General features: G+C 59.9%; 13 protein-coding genes and 1 tRNA gene. 12 read left to right on the plus strand and 2 right to left on the minus strand.

What is annotated here, in order from left to right:
• Positions 1-43: 43 nt before the first annotated feature.
• Positions 44-3,403 carry a tetratricopeptide repeat protein gene (locus H3T93_RS06535; RefSeq protein ID WP_232348705.1) on the plus strand — a complete coding sequence of 1,120 codons (3,360 nt, stop codon included), beginning with the start codon at positions 44-46 and terminating at the stop codon, positions 3,401-3,403.
• On the plus strand, positions 3,400-6,078 hold the full coding sequence (locus H3T93_RS06540; RefSeq protein ID WP_144178464.1) for a glycoside hydrolase family 2 TIM barrel-domain containing protein: 2,679 nt from the start codon (positions 3,400-3,402) through the stop codon (positions 6,076-6,078). Before H3T93_RS06535 ends, H3T93_RS06540 begins: the two co-directional genes overlap by 4 nt.
• A 90-nt stretch (positions 6,079-6,168) precedes the next feature.
• Here the strand turns inward: H3T93_RS06540 and gdhA are convergent, their stop codons facing one another.
• A complete protein-coding gene (gene gdhA, locus H3T93_RS06545) occupies positions 6,169-7,515 on the minus strand; it encodes an NADP-specific glutamate dehydrogenase (RefSeq protein ID WP_144178466.1) in 1,347 nt (448 codons plus the stop codon).
• Between the two features lie 383 nt (positions 7,516-7,898).
• Here gdhA and H3T93_RS06550 point away from each other — a divergent pair, with 383 nt between their 5' ends.
• The 9 genes from H3T93_RS06550 (at position 7,899) to H3T93_RS06590 (ending at position 12,976) form a co-directional block, all read left to right on the plus strand.
• Positions 7,899-8,360 (plus strand): Hsp20/alpha crystallin family protein, encoded by a 462-nt coding sequence (locus tag H3T93_RS06550; RefSeq protein WP_144178468.1) that lies wholly within the window; start codon positions 7,899-7,901, stop codon positions 8,358-8,360.
• Positions 8,361-8,544: 184 nt separating this feature from the next.
• Positions 8,545-8,763: a translation initiation factor IF-1 gene (infA, locus tag H3T93_RS06555; protein ID WP_015022331.1), complete on the plus strand. Its 219-nt coding sequence runs from the start codon at positions 8,545-8,547 to the stop codon at positions 8,761-8,763.
• A 25-nt stretch (positions 8,764-8,788) separates the two neighbouring features.
• Complete coding sequence (rpmJ, locus tag H3T93_RS06560; RefSeq protein ID WP_015022330.1) at positions 8,789-8,902, plus strand: 50S ribosomal protein L36; 114 nt, start codon at positions 8,789-8,791, stop codon at positions 8,900-8,902.
• Positions 8,903-9,034: 132 nt separating this feature from the next.
• Entirely contained in the window at positions 9,035-9,412 is a 378-nt protein-coding gene (rpsM, locus tag H3T93_RS06565) for a 30S ribosomal protein S13 (RefSeq protein WP_015022329.1), read from the plus strand.
• A gap of 87 nt (positions 9,413-9,499) precedes the next feature.
• Positions 9,500-9,898 (plus strand): 30S ribosomal protein S11, encoded by a 399-nt coding sequence (rpsK, locus tag H3T93_RS06570; RefSeq protein ID WP_015022328.1) that lies wholly within the window; start codon positions 9,500-9,502, stop codon positions 9,896-9,898.
• Positions 9,899-9,973: 75 nt separating this feature from the next.
• Positions 9,974-10,969, plus strand: a complete 996-nt coding sequence (locus H3T93_RS06575) for a DNA-directed RNA polymerase subunit alpha (RefSeq protein WP_110425723.1) — start codon at positions 9,974-9,976, stop codon at positions 10,967-10,969.
• 126 nt (positions 10,970-11,095) lie between these two features.
• On the plus strand, positions 11,096-11,740 hold the full coding sequence (rplQ, locus tag H3T93_RS06580) for a 50S ribosomal protein L17 (RefSeq protein ID WP_144178470.1): 645 nt from the start codon (positions 11,096-11,098) through the stop codon (positions 11,738-11,740).
• Between the two features lie 77 nt (positions 11,741-11,817).
• On the plus strand, positions 11,818-12,780 hold the full coding sequence (locus H3T93_RS06585; RefSeq protein ID WP_144178472.1) for a tRNA pseudouridine synthase A: 963 nt from the start codon (positions 11,818-11,820) through the stop codon (positions 12,778-12,780).
• 110 nt (positions 12,781-12,890) lie between these two features.
• Positions 12,891-12,976 (plus strand) — tRNA-Ser (locus tag H3T93_RS06590).
• 578 nt (positions 12,977-13,554) lie between these two features.
• Here the strand turns inward: H3T93_RS06590 and H3T93_RS06595 are convergent.
• Positions 13,555-14,367, minus strand: coding sequence for a hypothetical protein (locus tag H3T93_RS06595; protein ID WP_144178474.1), 813 nt, complete (start codon positions 14,365-14,367; stop codon positions 13,555-13,557).
• A gap of 140 nt (positions 14,368-14,507) precedes the next feature.
• Here H3T93_RS06595 and nusA point away from each other — a divergent pair, with 140 nt between their 5' ends.
• Positions 14,508-15,566, plus strand: a complete 1,059-nt coding sequence (gene nusA, locus H3T93_RS06600) for a transcription termination factor NusA (protein ID WP_046323291.1) — start codon at positions 14,508-14,510, stop codon at positions 15,564-15,566.
• Positions 15,567-15,593 lie beyond the last annotated feature (27 nt).

The following is a 15,593-nucleotide window of genomic DNA, read 5'->3' on the forward strand; positions in this document are numbered from 1 at the left end:
CAAATATATACAGTTTTGCTGATCAGACAAGGGGCTGATGACCATGGGCGTCACAGTAAAGGTCGAAAAGCTTACGATTCCCACTTACGGGATTGGAAAACCGGACAAGAATCCGCAATTTATCGAAAATCGAGTCTATCAGGGCTCTTCGGGACGGGTCTATCCTTACCCGGTGATCGAGACCATCTCGGATGAATGCAAGGATCAGGACTACAAGGCGGTCATCCTGGAGAATGAATACCTGGAGGTGACCGTCCTGCCTGAGCTAGGCGGACGCATTCAGTATGCTCGGGACAAGACCAACGACTATGACTTCGTCTACCGCAATCGGGTCATCAAGCCTGCTCTGGTAGGCCTGACCGGCCCTTGGATCTCCGGGGGCATCGAGTTCAACTGGCCGCAGCACCACCGGCCCAGTACCTTCCTTCCGGTGGACTGTGCGCTGAAGGATCTGCCGGACGGGGGCAAGGCGGTGGTCTGCCACGATACCGACCGCATCTACAGCACCCAGGTCACCACCACCATCGCCCTGCACCCCGGGGTCAGCGTCATTGAAATCTCGGCCCGGCTCTACAACGGCACGCCCCTGCCCCAATCCTTCCTCTGGTGGGCCAACCCGGCCGTGGCGGTCAACGAGCACACCAGGACCGTCATGCCACCCGATGTGACTGCAGTCATGGACCACGGCAAACGCGACGTCTCCCGCTATCCGATCGCCACGGGAACCTACTACAAGCACGACTACTCCCAAGGAGTGGACATCAGCCGTTACAAGAATGTGCCGGTACCGACCTCATATATGGCGGCACATTCGGACTATGACTTCGTTGGCGGCTACGATTTCTCCCGGCAGGCGGGCATTCTGCATGTGGCTGACCATCACATCTCCCCAGGCAAAAAGCAGTGGACCTGGGGCTGTGGGGACTTCGGCCACGCCTGGGATCGGAATCTGACCGATGCCGACGGCCCCTACGTGGAGCTGATGACCGGGGTCTTCACCGACAACCAGCCCGACTTCACCTGGCTCAAGCCATACGAGGGCAAGACCTTCACCCAGTACTTCATGCCCTACAAACAGGTTGGGCTGGTCAAGAACGCCAGCGTGGATGCGGCCCTGAACCTGGAAGTCGGCCCCGAGCAGACCTTCGGAGCTGCCGGCGAGCATGAGGGTATCGAGGCCCAGGGGCTGAGGGCCGGGCAAGGGCGTGTCGCCGTCTACACCACACGGGTTCAAAAGAATGCGTGCGTCCAGGTCGCTTCCGATGACGGATCCATCCTTTACCAGTGGCAGGGCACCCTTGGACCCGACAATCAAGTCAGGGCCGAATTCGAGACAGGCAATCGTCCGGCTACTTCATTGACAGCGCGAGTGGAGGACGCTCAAGGACGGCTCCTGGTCAGCTATCGTCCGCAGCCACCCGCCGGAGGCAAGATTCCCGAGCCGGCGCAGGCCGCCGATCAGCCGGAACGTATCGCCACCAACGAGGAGCTGCTGCTGACCGGACTGCACCTGGAACAGTACCGCCATGCCACCTACAGGCCTGATCCTTACTACCTGGAGGGGCTCAAGCGTGACCCCGGCGATGCGCGCATCAACAACGCCTACGGTCGACTTCTGCTTCGACGCGGCGACTTCGCCGGAGCCGAGCAGCACTTCCGCACAGCCATCAAGCGGCTGACTTGGCGCAATAATCAGCCTTATGACTCCGAGGCCCACTACAATCTGGGTCTCGCCTTGAGCTATCAAGGACGAACGGATGAGGCCTATGATGCCTTTTACAAGGCCACCTGGGACGATGCCCAAAAGGAAGGGGCCTTCTTCTGCCTGTCCTGCATCGCTGCATGTCGCGGCCAGTTGGAGCAGGCATTGGACTTCGTCCAGCGCTCTTTGACCCGCAACACCGACAATATTCGGGCTCGCGGGCTCAAGGCCTATCTGCTGCGTCGGCTGGGCAGGCAGGATCAGGCGGACCAAGTGGTGCGCGAGAACCTGGCCCTGGATCGGTTCGACTTCGTATCCGGATACGAGCGGGTCTTGGCAGGCAGCGATCCGGACGAGCTGTTCAAACTGATGCGCGGGGATTACCTCAACCTCCTGCGAGCGGCCCGTGGCTACGCGGCATTCGGCGCCTATGAGGAGGCGCTGCAGCTGCTGGGCCAGGCCGATCAGCATCAGCCCATGGTCCGTTATTATCAAGGCTGGTATCTGCACTTGCTGGGCCGGAAGGATCAGGCCCTTGAGGCCTTCCAGGCTGCCGAGGCGGCGCCTTCGGACTACTGCTTCCCCAATTCCCTGGATGATATCGCGCCGCTACGGATGGCCATGGACATGGTCGATGGTCCCAAAGCAGCCTATTATCTGGGCTGTCTCTACTACGACAAGTCTCTGACGGACCGGGCCATCGAGCTTTGGGAGCATTCGCGGCAACTGGATCCCGACTTCGCCACGGTCCACCGCAACCTGGCCATCGCCTACGGCAACAAGCGACACGATTGGCAGGCCGCCGACCGGGAAATCGAAACCGCCTACCGGTTGGATCCCGAAGACGCCCGGGTCTTTCTGGAGCGGGATCAGCTTCATAGGCTGATGGGCTGGAGCTTTGCCCGTCGGCTGACGGAATTTGCAAAGCATCCAGAGGTTGTGGCCCACAGGGACGATCTCTATATTGAATACCTGAGCCTGCTCAACCAGACCGGCGGCTACGAACGGGCCTATCAGCTCATGAGCAGCCGGCGCTTCCATCCCTGGGAGGGCGGTGAGGGCAAAATCACCGCCCAATACCGAATCTCGCTGAAGCTAATGGCCAAGGATGCCATGGCGGCCCAGGACTGGGACCGTGCTGCGGACCTGCTGGAACGAGCCATGACCTATCCGGAGAACCTGGGCGAAGGCAAACTGGAAGGTCAGAAGGACAACGATCTTCACTACTATCTGGGGCTGGCCAGACGAGCAGCAGGAGACAAGGATGCTGCGGATCAGGAGTTCCGTCTGGCCTGCCTGGGCTCCGGGCAGGTGGGGGAGTCGCTCTACTACAACGACCAGCCTGCTGAGATGGTCCTTTTCCAGGGGCTGGCCCACCAGGCTCTTGGCGAGCAGGGTCCGGCCAACGCCTGCTACTACCGGCTGCTGGACTTTGGCGAGCAGCATTTGGACGATCATGTGGAGAAGGACTACTTCGCAGTCTCCCTTCCCGACTTCCTGACCTTTGATGCGGACTATACCCGTATGAACCGGGTTCATTGCCTCTACCTGATGGCACTGGCACGCATCGGCATAGGGCAGATCGACCAGGCTCGGGAGTGCCTGAAGCAGGTGCTGGAACTGGATGCCGGCCATATTCAGGCCGGGTTGTTCACTGATGAATTGGACCACAGGGCAATTCTTACCGGGAGGAAAGCATGATCAAGGTTGCATTGACTGGAGCCTGGCGGGTTCAGTCCCCATCTGAGCTGCAGGGAACCGTCCTGTTGCCGGGTACGCTGGACACCAACGGACTCGGACACGATGATCAGGAGCTGTCTGATGACTATGGCAGCGGCAAGCCCGGCCCCATCGGCTCTCGGCTGACCAGGCGGCACACCTTTGAGGGGACGGTCAGGCTGTCCCGACAGATTAGATGGTCTCCACAGCCGGGGCGAAGGGTCTTCTTCGAGGTGGAGCGCGCTCGCCGCCTGGAGGTCAGGGTGGGAGAACATCTGGTCGAGCCCTATCGTCCTCAGACCTTGAATACGCCGCATGTCTTCGAGCTGACCGGACTGCTGACGGGCGATGACCTGCTGCAGGTGGATTCGGACAACGCCTACCAGGGCATGCCTCACGATGCCATCGTGGATTCTTCGACCGCAACTGACCACACCCAGACCAACTGGAACGGGCTTCTGGGAAACATTGGCCTGCGTGTGGAGGAGGACACTTTTGTAGATAGCGTTCGTGCCTACCCCCATGGCGATGCGCTGACCGTAGAGGCTGATGTGGATTCGCGCCAAGGATTCCATGGTCGCTTGAGGATCTCTTCCGATGCACTGGCCCAGCCTCTGGAGGTCGCTGCAAACCTGGAACCTGGGCGGCGAACACTGACCTGGCCCGATCTTCCGCTTGATGCCCATGCGGATCGCTGGGACGAATACCAGGGCTGTCTGCATGGCATGGCAATCGAGCTCCTGCCGCCAGACGGATCCAGGGTGCTCTCGCGGGTAAGTACGGACTTCGGTATCCGTGATTTCGCAGCCGATGAGCAGGGGAGACTGGCTCTGAACGGCAGGGCCTTCTTCTTGCGAGGCGAGGCCAATTGCGCTGAGTTTCCGCAGACCGGCTTCCCGCCCATGGACGTGGGCTCCTGGATTCGTATTTTGAAGGCCTACCGATCATACGGAGTGAATGTAGTCCGCTTCCACTCGCACTGCCCGCCCGAGGCAGCCTTCATCGCCGCGGACCGGATGGGGATGATGATGCAGCCCGAGCTCTCCCACTGGGACTACCATCATGCCTTCCAGGAGGATGTGAGTTACCGCTACTATCGCACCGAACTGGAGCAGACGCTGCTCTTCCTGGCCAACCATCCCTCCTTTGTCATGCTCACCTTGGGCAACGAGCTGTCTGCGGATGCGACCGGCCACCAGCGCATGGCTCAGCTGGTCGAGGATGCCCGGAGCATTGACGACACCCGGCTCTATGCCAATTCCTCCAACCCGCACTATGGACAGCTGGGCAGTGATGACTGCAACGAGGTCTACACATCAGAGTCCTACAAGGGCCACGACCTGCGCTGCTGCTTCGCCAATATGCGCGGGTCCACCAACGCTGCCCATCCGGGCACTGCCCACAATTTCCAGGACTCCATGCAGGCAGTCCGCAAAGAGTGCAAGGTGCCGGTCTATGGATTCGAGGTCGGCCAGTATGAAGTGTTGCCGGACTTCCGAGAAATCGAGGAGTTCACCGGGGTCACCCGTCCTGACAATTACGCAATGATCCGTGACAGGGTCCGTGAATCTGGCCTGGACCAGCGCACCTGGCTGGAATGGGTGGCCGCTACAGGCGAACTGTCGCGGATTTGCTACCGGGAGGAGGTGGAGTCCGTCCTGCGAACCCCTTCCATGTCGGGACTTTCGCTGCTGGGTCTGCAGGACTTTCCCGGACAGGGCACGGCTCTGGTGGGCATGATGGATGCCCATCTGCATCCCAAGCGATTTCCCTTCGCTCGTCCTGAACGCTTCCGGTCCTTCTTCACCGACCAGTTGACGCTGGCAGTCATGGATCGCTATGCCTATACCAGCCAGGAGAAGCTCTCAGGGACGGTCAAAGTGGCCAACTACGGCCGACGCATGTTGCAGGGTGATCTTCGGCTGCGGTTGCAGGGCCAGGGGGTTGATCTGGAGCGTGTCTTCCCTCAGATTACCTGTCCGGTGGGCAAGCTGACCGATCTTGGAGCCTTCGAACTGCCTCTGGATGGCGTTGAAGGCAACCAACGCTGCCGTCTGAGTTTGGAGATCGACGGCGTGACCAATGTCTATCCGGTCTGGGTCTACCGGGACAGCAAGCCTGAACGGCCAGGCGGTCTGTACGAGGCCAGGAGGTTTGACCAACAGGCGCGTCGGGTCCTGGACCAGGGGGGCACGGTCTATCTGAGTCCTGACTCTACGGCCCAGTCCCTGCCCAGATCCGTTCAGGCCCATTTCTCCACGGACTTCTGGTCAGTGGGGACATTCAAGGACCAGAGCGGCACCATGGGGCAGTTCATTCAAGCCGACCACCCTATTTTTGCCGATTTCCCGACCGACTCGCATACTGACTGGCAGTGGTGGCCCATGGCCACCCAGCGGGCCATCATCCTGCCTGAGCGCTACCAATCCATCATCACTGAGATGGACAGCTACGCCTACCTGCGACCCATGACACAGCTGCTGGAATGCCGTTGCGGTAAGGGCCGGCTTCTGCTCTCCTCCATGGGCCTGCAGAATCTGACCGAATATCCGGAGGCTCAGGCCCTTCAGACCAGCATCTATCGGTATCTGGGCTCCAAGGACTTCAACCCGCGTCAGAGGATTGATCCCGAGGTCATCGACCAGCTGGTTGCCTGAGTCCTGCTGTCCGCTAAAGCACAATAAGGGGTCCGACCTGCAATTTCAGCGGGTCGGACCCCTTATGTTCAAATGGTCTAAGTCCTATCCTCAGAGGATGCCTTGGGCCACCATGGCATCGGCCACCTTGGTGAAGCCGGCCACATTGGCGCCCAGCATCAGGTCGCCCTCATGACCATATTCCTTGGAGGCCTGGTAGGACTTTTGGAAGATTCCAGTCATGATGTCCTTGAGCCGCTGGTCCACCTCGTCGAAGGTCCACTGCAGGCGCAGCGAGTTCTGGCTCATCTCCAGACCGGAGACTGCGACGCCGCCGGCATTGGCGGCCTTGGCAGGTCCGTAGAGCACCTTGTTGTCCTGATAGACCTGGATGGCTTCGGGGGTGGATGGCATGTTGGAGCCCTCGCAGACTACGGTGCATCCGTTGGCGACCAGGGTCTTCGCGGATTCCTCGTCGATTTCGTTCTGTGTGGCGCAGGGCAGGGCGATGTCGCAGGGCACGGTCCAAACACCCTTGCAGCCCTCGTGGTACTCAGCGGAGTTTACGCGGTCTGCATACTCGCGAATTCGGCCGCGGTGACCCAGTTTGATGTCCTTGACGACGTCGAGGTCAATTCCGTTGGGATCGTAGACGTATCCGTTGGAGTCGGATGCCGTCACCACCTTGGCGCCCAGTTGTTGGGCTTTTTCGGTGGCGAAGATGGCCACATTGCCCGAGCCGGAGATGACGACGGTCTTACCCTGGAAGGAATCCTTGCGCAGCGTCTGCAGGGCCTCCTGGGTGTAGTAGCACAGGCCATAGCCCGTAGCCTCGGTCCTGGCTAGGGAGCCACCGAAGGTCAGGTCCTTGCCGGTCAGCACGCCCGAGTACTCGTCGCGCATTCTCTTGTACTGACCGAACAGGTAGCCGATCTCGCGGGATCCCACGTTGATGTCGCCGGCGGGCACGTCGGTGAACTGCCCGATGTGGCGCTGCAACTCAGTCATGAAGGCCTGGCAGAAGCGCATGACTTCGGCATCCGAGCGGCCCTTGGGGTCGAAGTCGGATCCGCCCTTGGCACCGCCCATGGGCAGTCCGGTCAGCGAATTCTTCAGGATCTGCTCGAAGCCCAGGAACTTGATGACCGACTCGGTCACGGTCGGGTGGAAGCGCAGGCCGCCCTTGTAGGGGCCGATTGCCGAATTGAATTGGATCCGGTAACCGCGGTTGACCTGAACATGGCCCTGATCGTCGGTCCAGGCCACACGGAACTTGACTGCACGCTCAGGCTCGACCAGGCGCTCCAGCACGCCGTTGGCCTCATACTCGGGATGCCGCTCCACCACGGGCTCCAGGCTGGAGAAGACTTCACGCACAGCCTGCAGGAATTCCGGCTGGTCGCCGTCGCGCTTCTCAACCTGCTGGTAGACGCGCTTGATGTATTCGTTGGTGAGCATCTGAGCTCCTTTGACTAGGAATGGCCGGTCCGTCCGGTCCACATACGATTGGGTCCGCCCTCAAGAGCCTACGGGGGCTGGCGGAATCTTATCCCATGGTAAATGCCTCAAAGTTACGCCACAAGAATTTTGGCCCGTAATGTCTAACATGTGGTCATTCAAGGCCCGAAGAATGAGAGAACAAAGAAGAGTAATCAAGTCCGCTAGCAAAAGTTGAGTCTCCGCGACTCAACTTTTATTCCTTGGGTGAACATCGGGCATGGAACCCGGGGCCCGTGGTTTGGACAAAGTGAAGGGCGGGGAGCCCGGGAGGACAGGTCAGGATGTCCGTCTGGGGTTCCGGTCCGCAGAAACGATGACTTAGAGAATCAGGAGATGTGATTATGGCTATGTTTCCCGCATTGATGAACAATTCGATCTTCGGCGACTTCTTCGACGATCCCTTCTTCAACAACTGGCGTGACGGGCGTCGGCAGGGTCAGAGCGCCAAGAACGCGCTGAACAGCCCCTTGATGAACACGGATGTGCGTGAGAAAGACGGGCAGTACCAGCTCTCCATCGACATGCCTGGCTTTGACAAGAAGGACATCGGCCTGCGTCTTGAGGACGGCTACCTGATTGTATCCGCGCAGAAGAACAGCGACCAGGGCGACAAGGACGAGCAGGGCCGTTGGATTCGGCGCGAGCGTTACACAGGGTCCTGCTCCCGTAGCTTCTATGTGGGCGACAAGGTACGCCAGGAGGACATCCATGCTCACTACGCCAATGGCACCCTCGAGGTGACCCTGCCCAAGACCAGCATCGAGCCGGCTGACAACACGCAGAACATCGCCATTGAGGACTGAGGGATTCGGGCCCTTATCGGACCGTCTGAACGACTGCTATACTGATTGAGCGACAGCCGTTCGGACGGCCCTTTTGTCGTGTCAACACGCTATTGCCCAATTTTGGGTCCATCAATGCTATACTTACCATTTGGCGTGTCTTTCGGCGCGCCGTGTAACCGGCCGAGGATCGGATAGAAGGCTTATGGCAAAAGATGGTGTGATCGAGGTGGAAGGGCGTGTGGTCGAGGCCCTCCCGAATGCGATGTTCCGCGTCGAGCTCGAGAACAAGCACCTGGTGCTGGCCACCATTTCCGGCAAGATGCGCAAGAATTACATCCGCATTCTGCCTCAGGATCGGGTGGTGCTCGAAATGAGTCCCTATGATCTGAACCGCGGACGGATTACGTACCGGTACAAGTAACAAGGTACACAAGCAAAGGAAAACCATGAAGGTCAGCCCTAGTGTGAAGAGAATCTGCGAGAACTGCCGCGTGATTCGTCGTCACGGCCGCGTCATGGTGATCTGCAAAAACCCACGCCACAAGCAGCGCCAGGGCTGAGCGGATTCCCAGCGGCAACGAACACCAAAGGCGCTGAGTCACAGCCGATAGGCTGAACCCCGGGTGCGCAGGCCCGGGCCGGGAGACCGGAAGACTCGGTGCACGACCTGCGTAGAGCAAAAAGGAATCGCAATGGCACGTCTTGCCGGAGTCGACATCCCCAACGAGAAGCGCATAGAGATAGCCCTCACCTACATCTTCGGTGTGGGGCGTACTCGCGCCAAGGAAACACTTGCCGCGACCGGAGTGAATCCGGACACCCGCGTCAAGGATCTCACGGACGAGCAGCTCATTACGCTGCGTGATTACCTCGAGGGAAACTACAAGATCGAGGGTGATCTGCGTCGTGAGATCGACGCTGATATTCGCCGTAAGATCCAAATCAATTGCTATCAGGGCCAGCGCCACCGCCGGGGTCTGCCCGTGCGCGGCCAGCGGACCAAGACCAACGCCCGCACCCGCAAGGGACCCAAGCGCACTGTCGCCGGAAAGAAGAAGGCGACCAAGTAAGGCTGAATGCGAAGCGGGGATGAGGGTCCCCGATGGTTCGCACTAGCAATTAGTTATTCGTTATTCGTGACAAGGAAACGAGGATCAATGGCAGCAGCAAAGCAGGCCGCGCGCAAGCCTCGTCGTCGGGATCGCAAGTCGGTTCCGGTCGGGCAGGCGCATATCAAGTCAACATTCAACAACACCATCATCTCCATCACCGATCCTTCCGGTGCTGTAGTGGCCTGGGCTTCGGGCGGCGACGTAGGCTTCAAGGGCTCCCGCAAGTCCACTCCTTACGCAGCGGGCATGGCCGCTGAATCCGCAGCCCGCAAGGCCATGGAGCATGGGGTCAAGAAGGTGGATGTCTTCGTCAAGGGCCCGGGTTCGGGCCGTGAGACCGCCATCCGCTCCCTGCAGTCCGCAGGCCTGGAGGTCGGTTCCATCTCGGATGTGACCCCACAGGCACACAATGGCGTTCGTCCTCCCAAGCGCCGTCGCGTCTGAGCACTAGAAAACCCATGAATCCACCCGCGAAGACCGGTGAGTGCACCGCCGGTCGGAGCTGAAAGGATAGCAACAGTGCTTATTGCACAGCGTCCGACTCTTACTGAAGAAGTCGTCAATGCCCAGCGCTCCCGTTTCACCATCGAGCCCTTGGAGCCGGGATTCGGGTACACTCTGGGCAATTCCCTGCGTCGTACCCTGCTGAGTTCCATACCCGGTGCGGCTGTGACCTCGGTCCGCATCTCGGGTGCCCTGCACGAGTTCACCACGCTGCCCGGTGTGGAGGAGGACGTCACTGAGATCCTGCTCAACATCAAAGGCATCGTGCTGACCAGCGAATACGACGAGCCTGTGGTCATGTATTTGCGCAAGAGCGGCAAGGGCGAGGCCACAGCCGGGGATATCACCCCGCCGGCAGGCGTCACCGTGGCCAATCCTGATCTGCATATCGCGACCTTGGCCGAGGATGGCGAGTTGGAGATCGAGTTTACGGTGGAGCGTGGGCGTGGATACGTCCAGGCCCAGCTCAACAAGCAGGACAACGATGAGATCGGCCGCATCCCGGTTGATTCCATTTATTCTCCTGTGCTCAAGGTCAGCTACAAGGTCGAGGCCACCCGTGTCGAGCAGCGCACGGATTTCGACAAGCTGATCCTGGATGTGGAGACCAAGCCGGCTATTTCGCCGCGTGATGCAGTGGCGTCCGCTGGGTCGACCCTGGTCGAGCTCTTCGGCCTCTGCCGCGAGCTCAACACCCAGGCCGAGGGCGTAGAGGTTGGGCCCGAGCCTGAGGTGGAAGAAGCTGATCCGCAAATGTCCGTGCCGATTGAGGACCTGAACCTGACGCAGCGTTCCTACAACTGCCTCAAGCGCGAAGGAATCCACACCATCGGCGAGCTGGTCTCGCATACCGAGCAGGATCTGCTGGACATCCGCAACTTCGGCATGAAGTCCATCGACGAGGTCAAGGAGAAGCTTGAGGGCATGGGGCTGTCGCTGAAGGCCTCACCGCTGGGCTTCGACACTAATAATCTCGAGGGAGGCACCTTCTTCTCGCCTGACGACGAGTGAGGGATTGCAGCCTTCGTATGAGCGGGCGAGGGGGAAGGGTTCCGTCGCCTGCTGACAGAAATTCCGGGAAGTCGGATGTTCGGGCGTATGCCCACCTGTCCTCCCGGGCCGTAAGGAGATAATCCAATGCCAAAACCTAGCAAGGGCCCACGTCTGGCCTCCAGCCCGGCGCATGAGCGGTTGATGCTGGCCAACATGGCCACCAGCCTCTTCGCCAACGGCCGCATCACGACCACCCTACCCAAGGCCAAGCGCCTGCGTCCGCTGGCTGAGCGGCTGATCACCTTCGCCAAGCGCGGGGATCTGCCTGCCCGCCGCCGCGTCATGCGCGTCATCCGCGACAAGTCTGTGGTCCATATCTTGTTCACGCAGATCGCTGAGCAAATGCAGCAGCGTGAGGGTGGCTACACACGAATCACCAAGATAGCGCCCCGCCGTGGAGACAACTCCCCGCAGGCCGTGATCGAGCTGGTCACCGAGCCTCTGTCCGCCAAGAAGGCCGTGGTCAAGGAGGCTGAGTCCGCAGCCAAGGTGGCCGCCAAGGACGACAACGCGGAGGTGGCTGCCGCCACCGATGCTGCAGTCGCCGAAGGCGCAGCCAAGGATGCTGTCGACCAGGCCGTCGAGGCCAATGAGTCCGATCAGGACGTGGCACAGGCCGACCAGGCTGCAGAGGATCTGGAGCAGAACGCTGACAAGGCGGATCAGGCAGCAGCCCAGGCTGAGGAAGACGCCGACGTGGCTGAGGATGCGGAGAAGGCCGCTGAGTAATCGGTCTTTGTTCTGATGACGGGGTCGGGGAGCATGGCTCTCCGGCCCCGTTTGTCATTGGTGCCAGGGAGGTCTCGATGGAGCATCAGGAAAAGAACATGTCCCTTGTCAGGCTGCGCATGGATCTGGCTTACGACGGCGGCGGCTTCCACGGTTGGGCCCGGCAGCCTGGGCTTCGCACGGTCCAAGGCTGCATCGAGCATGCCCTGTCTCTGATAACTGGAGCCCGCAAATCAGATGGCGAGGTTTCCCATAGTCAAGTCGTCTGGGAACCAAGGCTGGTCGTGGCTGGCAGAACCGACACTGGGGTCCACGCATCTCATCAGGTGGCGCACCTGGATATTCCTGAAGTTGTGCTCGAGGCCTGCAGGGGACATATGGGGGTTGATGGTGTTTTGGCCCTGGAACGCCGTCTCCGCCACCTGTTGCCTGCTGACATCGTGCTGCTAGGGCTCCGAGCTGCTCCCATGGGTTTCGATGCCCGCTTCTCTGCCTTGGAACGCACTTACCTGTATCGGGTCAGCCAGGGGGGTCGGCCGGGGGATCCACGCATGCGTGGCTATGTGCTGGACCTGGAGGGGAGCCTGGATCTGGAAGCTATGAACGAGGCTGCAGGGGAGTGCATCGGCTTGCATGACTTCGGATCCTTCGCCAGGCCAAACCCTGGGGGCACGACCATCCGCAAGGTCAAGGCAGCACACTGGGACCTGGTTCCGACCGTGAATCTGTTCGGTGTTGAACCGGAGCAGAGTGCCGTCGGATACCTTCCGCCCTTCATGGAGTCCGGGCTGACCGTCTTCCGGATCGTAGCCGATGCATTTGCCCATAACATGGTCCGCTCGTTGGTCGCGGCCTGCATTCAGGTGGGCCTGGGGCGCCGGTCCGTGCAATGGTTTGCCGACAAGATTGCCCACCCCTTGCGTGAAGGTTCCACTGGTCCCATAGCTGCTCGGGGCCTGACCCTGGAGCAAGTAGCCTACCCGCCTGATGACCAGCTTGCTGAACGAGCGCAGGCCATCCGTGCCCGCCGTACACTGTGACGCACCGGGCTGTTTTGTAGCGACCGTTGACTGCGCCACGCCGTTTGCTAGGTAGGGACTCTGTGGCATAATAGAAAAGTTGTTGTTCGGCAGTGTCGGGCAACGACCATGGTTGAGTGTCCGAGCGGTCTAAGGAGCACGCCTCGAAAGCGTGTGAGGGCAACTCCCTCCGCGAGTTCGAATCTCGCCTCAACCGCCCCCATTGGCCCTGACCCGACGGTCGGGGCCTTTTTGTATGTAAATACTGTCGCCGCATTGCCAAGTTGCAGTGGTTAACCCGTGGAGTCGAGTTTCGTTATTGTTGCTGATATGCAGTCCATGGAAGATTGGTTTTGCATGATAACTGAGCATGGCAACAGGTGGATTGGCTGAGTTTCAGCCGGAATTGGTCTTCCTTGTGCCCGCTTTGGTTATCCGGGCTGACATGGCCCTGATCCTTGATCTTAGGCAAATAAAAGACCGTCCAATGCAGAAGGCGATGCGATGGTCAACACCGGGTCGCCTCCTACATTGCACGGGTTCATACCCCCCGCGTTCCTATGGAATGCTCCTATGGAACACGTTCTATAATATCACTGTCTGAACCGATGTCGCCACCGCAAAGTTTCGTGAAATCTGTGGATAAGTACTAATTGATTTGTTTGCTTGATGATCTTTGCTCACGATTGGTCAGGTTTTGGTCATGCATGGGCAGGGATTGCTTGCATATACGAATGTGGAAACTTATGAGTGAGCGATTGGCGGAACCGGCAGGTCGATGGTCCGCCTTTGCCGTCAATGCTTTGGTGTTTGCAACAGGGCTGACGATGTGGCAGGGTAGCCGAGGTTCATGGCCATGGACAAGTGGGCTACAACCATGTCGATCAGGGCAGATGTGGCCTCTTGCTGGCTTTTTGCGTTCTGGCCGACATCAGTTCGTATGGTGCCTGCGGAGCCGTTCAGCTTTCTCCCCACGGCCAGAAGGGACCGGGCCGTATCCATTTCAATCAGGGCAGGAGTAGGAGTCTGTATTCCGTTGGCAGGGTCGGTGGACTCGTCGGGGTGCGCCAGCAGATCAGTGATGGGATAGACTCCCTGCCTGGGATCGTGCTTGGAGTGACCGACCAGAATCTGGGCGGCTGCAGTGTGCGCATCGGCTAGGGTCAGCATCCATGCGGCATCGGTCTTGCGGGCCGCGAGGACCGAGAGTTCGAATCCGGAACGGTCTTCGCCTGTGATGGCCTGATCGGCCAATTCGACGGGCAGCGCCTTGGCCAGCGGATCCAACCGCTGTGCAGCCTGGACCAGTCTGAGTGTAGCCGTTTGACGATTGGTCTGCCCGCCCTGGGAGGCCGTCAAAGCCTGGGCTGCGCGCACTGTGGCTTCATCCAGCCTGGCAGGGCATTCGCGGGCCGCTTGGGTCCAGGCCTGGGCTCGGTTGTCTGCCTGATGCTTGTGAAGCTGTTCCGACTGCCGGGCTCGCGTCCATGCCTGTTCGCAGGCAGTGGGGCGGAGATTATCGGGATCGTGCTGACTGACATGCACCGCTGAAGGTGCGCATCCTGATAGGGTGACAGCCAGCAGAAGTACTGCGATGCCGGTCCTCATCCGTCGTGCTAGAATCGACGGCCGATGACTCGCCCACCCGTGGTATTCAAGAACCGGCAGTGTCTGCATGAAAGGCTAGAATAGTAGGCATTGCAGACTAAAAGAAGCGCAGTCTGAATAACTTCATAGGAGGTCTTGACATGGAACTGGACCTGGCTGAAATTCATCAGCTGGCACACGAACAAGGGATTGATGCCGAGACCTTGGATCAAGCACTGAGCGAGGCTCTTCTTCTGGCTTATCAGAAGTCACCTCACGCAGCAAAACATGCACGGGTGGAGCTTGACGAACGTGCGGGGACTTTCACTATCTGGGCACAGGACGAGATCGCTCGAGAACCCACGCCCGAAGAGCCCGAACCGGGATACGATCTGGGTGAGGAATACGACGACACACCAAAGGACTTCGATCGGCTGGCGGCCTCCACCGCCCGCCAGGTCATCCGCCAGCTCTTCCGTGAGGCCGATGACGAACGAGTCTTCGGAGCTTTCTCGGGTCAGAAGGGTCACCTGATCACTGGAATCGTGCAGCAGGATGCCAGTGACCCCGGCAATGTGCATGTGGCCGTGGATAATGTCGAGGCCATTCTGCCCCGCCGCGAGCAGGTGCCTGGAGAGCATTACCGGCATGGCCAGCGGATCCGCGTCTACGTGGTCAATGTCTCCCGTGGGCTCAAGGGGCCGGAAATCATCGTGTCGCGTTCCCATCCGGAGCTGGTTCGCCGTCTCTTTGAGCGGGAGGTGCCTGAGCTGGTTTCCGGTGCAGTCTCCATCATGGCCATCGCCCGTGAGGCCGGGGCCAGGACCAAGATTGCAGTCCGGGCCAACAGCAAGGGAGTCAATCCCAAGGGTGCGCTGATCGGCCCTGGCGGCGCTCGCGTTCGTGCCGTCATGGAGAATCTGGGCCCCGAGAAGATCGACATTGTGGACTGGTCCAAGGATCCTGCTGAATTCGTGGCTGCGGCCCTGTCTCCAGCTGTGGTCCGCCAAGTGCAGATCGTCAGCGAGTCCAACCGTACGGCCATTGCCTTCATCAAGGATGCCCAGCTCTCTCTGGCCATTGGCAAAGAAGGGCAGAACGCCCGTCTGGCTGCCAAGCTGACGGGCTGGAAGATCGGCATCGAGTCCGAGGAGACCCACCAGCAAAAATTGCGTGAGCTGCAGGCGCAATCCCCTTCGGCTGCTGGTGAAGACGCATGAGAGCAAACATCCGAGGACGCGAGTATG

The sequence above is a fragment of the Bifidobacterium sp. M0404 genome (assembly GCF_016101415.1).
GTDB classification, from domain to species: Bacteria; Actinomycetota; Actinomycetes; order Actinomycetales; family Bifidobacteriaceae; genus Bombiscardovia; species Bombiscardovia polysaccharolytica.

Excerpts from the sequence above, each read along its gene's own strand:
- rpsK (WP_015022328.1), top strand. The coding sequence starts at position 9,500 with ATGGCAGCAGCAAAGCAGGCCGCGCGCAAGCCTCGTCGTCGGGATCGC.
- nusA (WP_046323291.1), top strand. The coding sequence starts at position 14,508 with ATGGAACTGGACCTGGCTGAAATTCATCAGCTGGCACACGAACAAGGG.
- H3T93_RS06535 (WP_232348705.1), top strand. The coding sequence starts at position 44 with ATGGGCGTCACAGTAAAGGTCGAAAAGCTTACGATTCCCACTTACGGG.
- rpsM (WP_015022329.1), top strand. The coding sequence starts at position 9,035 with ATGGCACGTCTTGCCGGAGTCGACATCCCCAACGAGAAGCGCATAGAG.
- H3T93_RS06550 (WP_144178468.1), top strand. The coding sequence starts at position 7,899 with ATGGCTATGTTTCCCGCATTGATGAACAATTCGATCTTCGGCGACTTC.
- infA (WP_015022331.1), top strand. The coding sequence starts at position 8,545 with ATGGCAAAAGATGGTGTGATCGAGGTGGAAGGGCGTGTGGTCGAGGCC.
- rpmJ (WP_015022330.1), top strand. The coding sequence starts at position 8,789 with ATGAAGGTCAGCCCTAGTGTGAAGAGAATCTGCGAGAACTGCCGCGTG.
- H3T93_RS06540 (WP_144178464.1), top strand. The coding sequence starts at position 3,400 with ATGATCAAGGTTGCATTGACTGGAGCCTGGCGGGTTCAGTCCCCATCT.
- gdhA (WP_144178466.1), bottom strand. The coding sequence starts at position 7,515 with ATGCTCACCAACGAATACATCAAGCGCGTCTACCAGCAGGTTGAGAAG.
- H3T93_RS06595 (WP_144178474.1), bottom strand. The coding sequence starts at position 14,367 with ATGAGGACCGGCATCGCAGTACTTCTGCTGGCTGTCACCCTATCAGGA.
- H3T93_RS06585 (WP_144178472.1), top strand. The coding sequence starts at position 11,818 with ATGGAGCATCAGGAAAAGAACATGTCCCTTGTCAGGCTGCGCATGGAT.
- rplQ (WP_144178470.1), top strand. The coding sequence starts at position 11,096 with ATGCCAAAACCTAGCAAGGGCCCACGTCTGGCCTCCAGCCCGGCGCAT.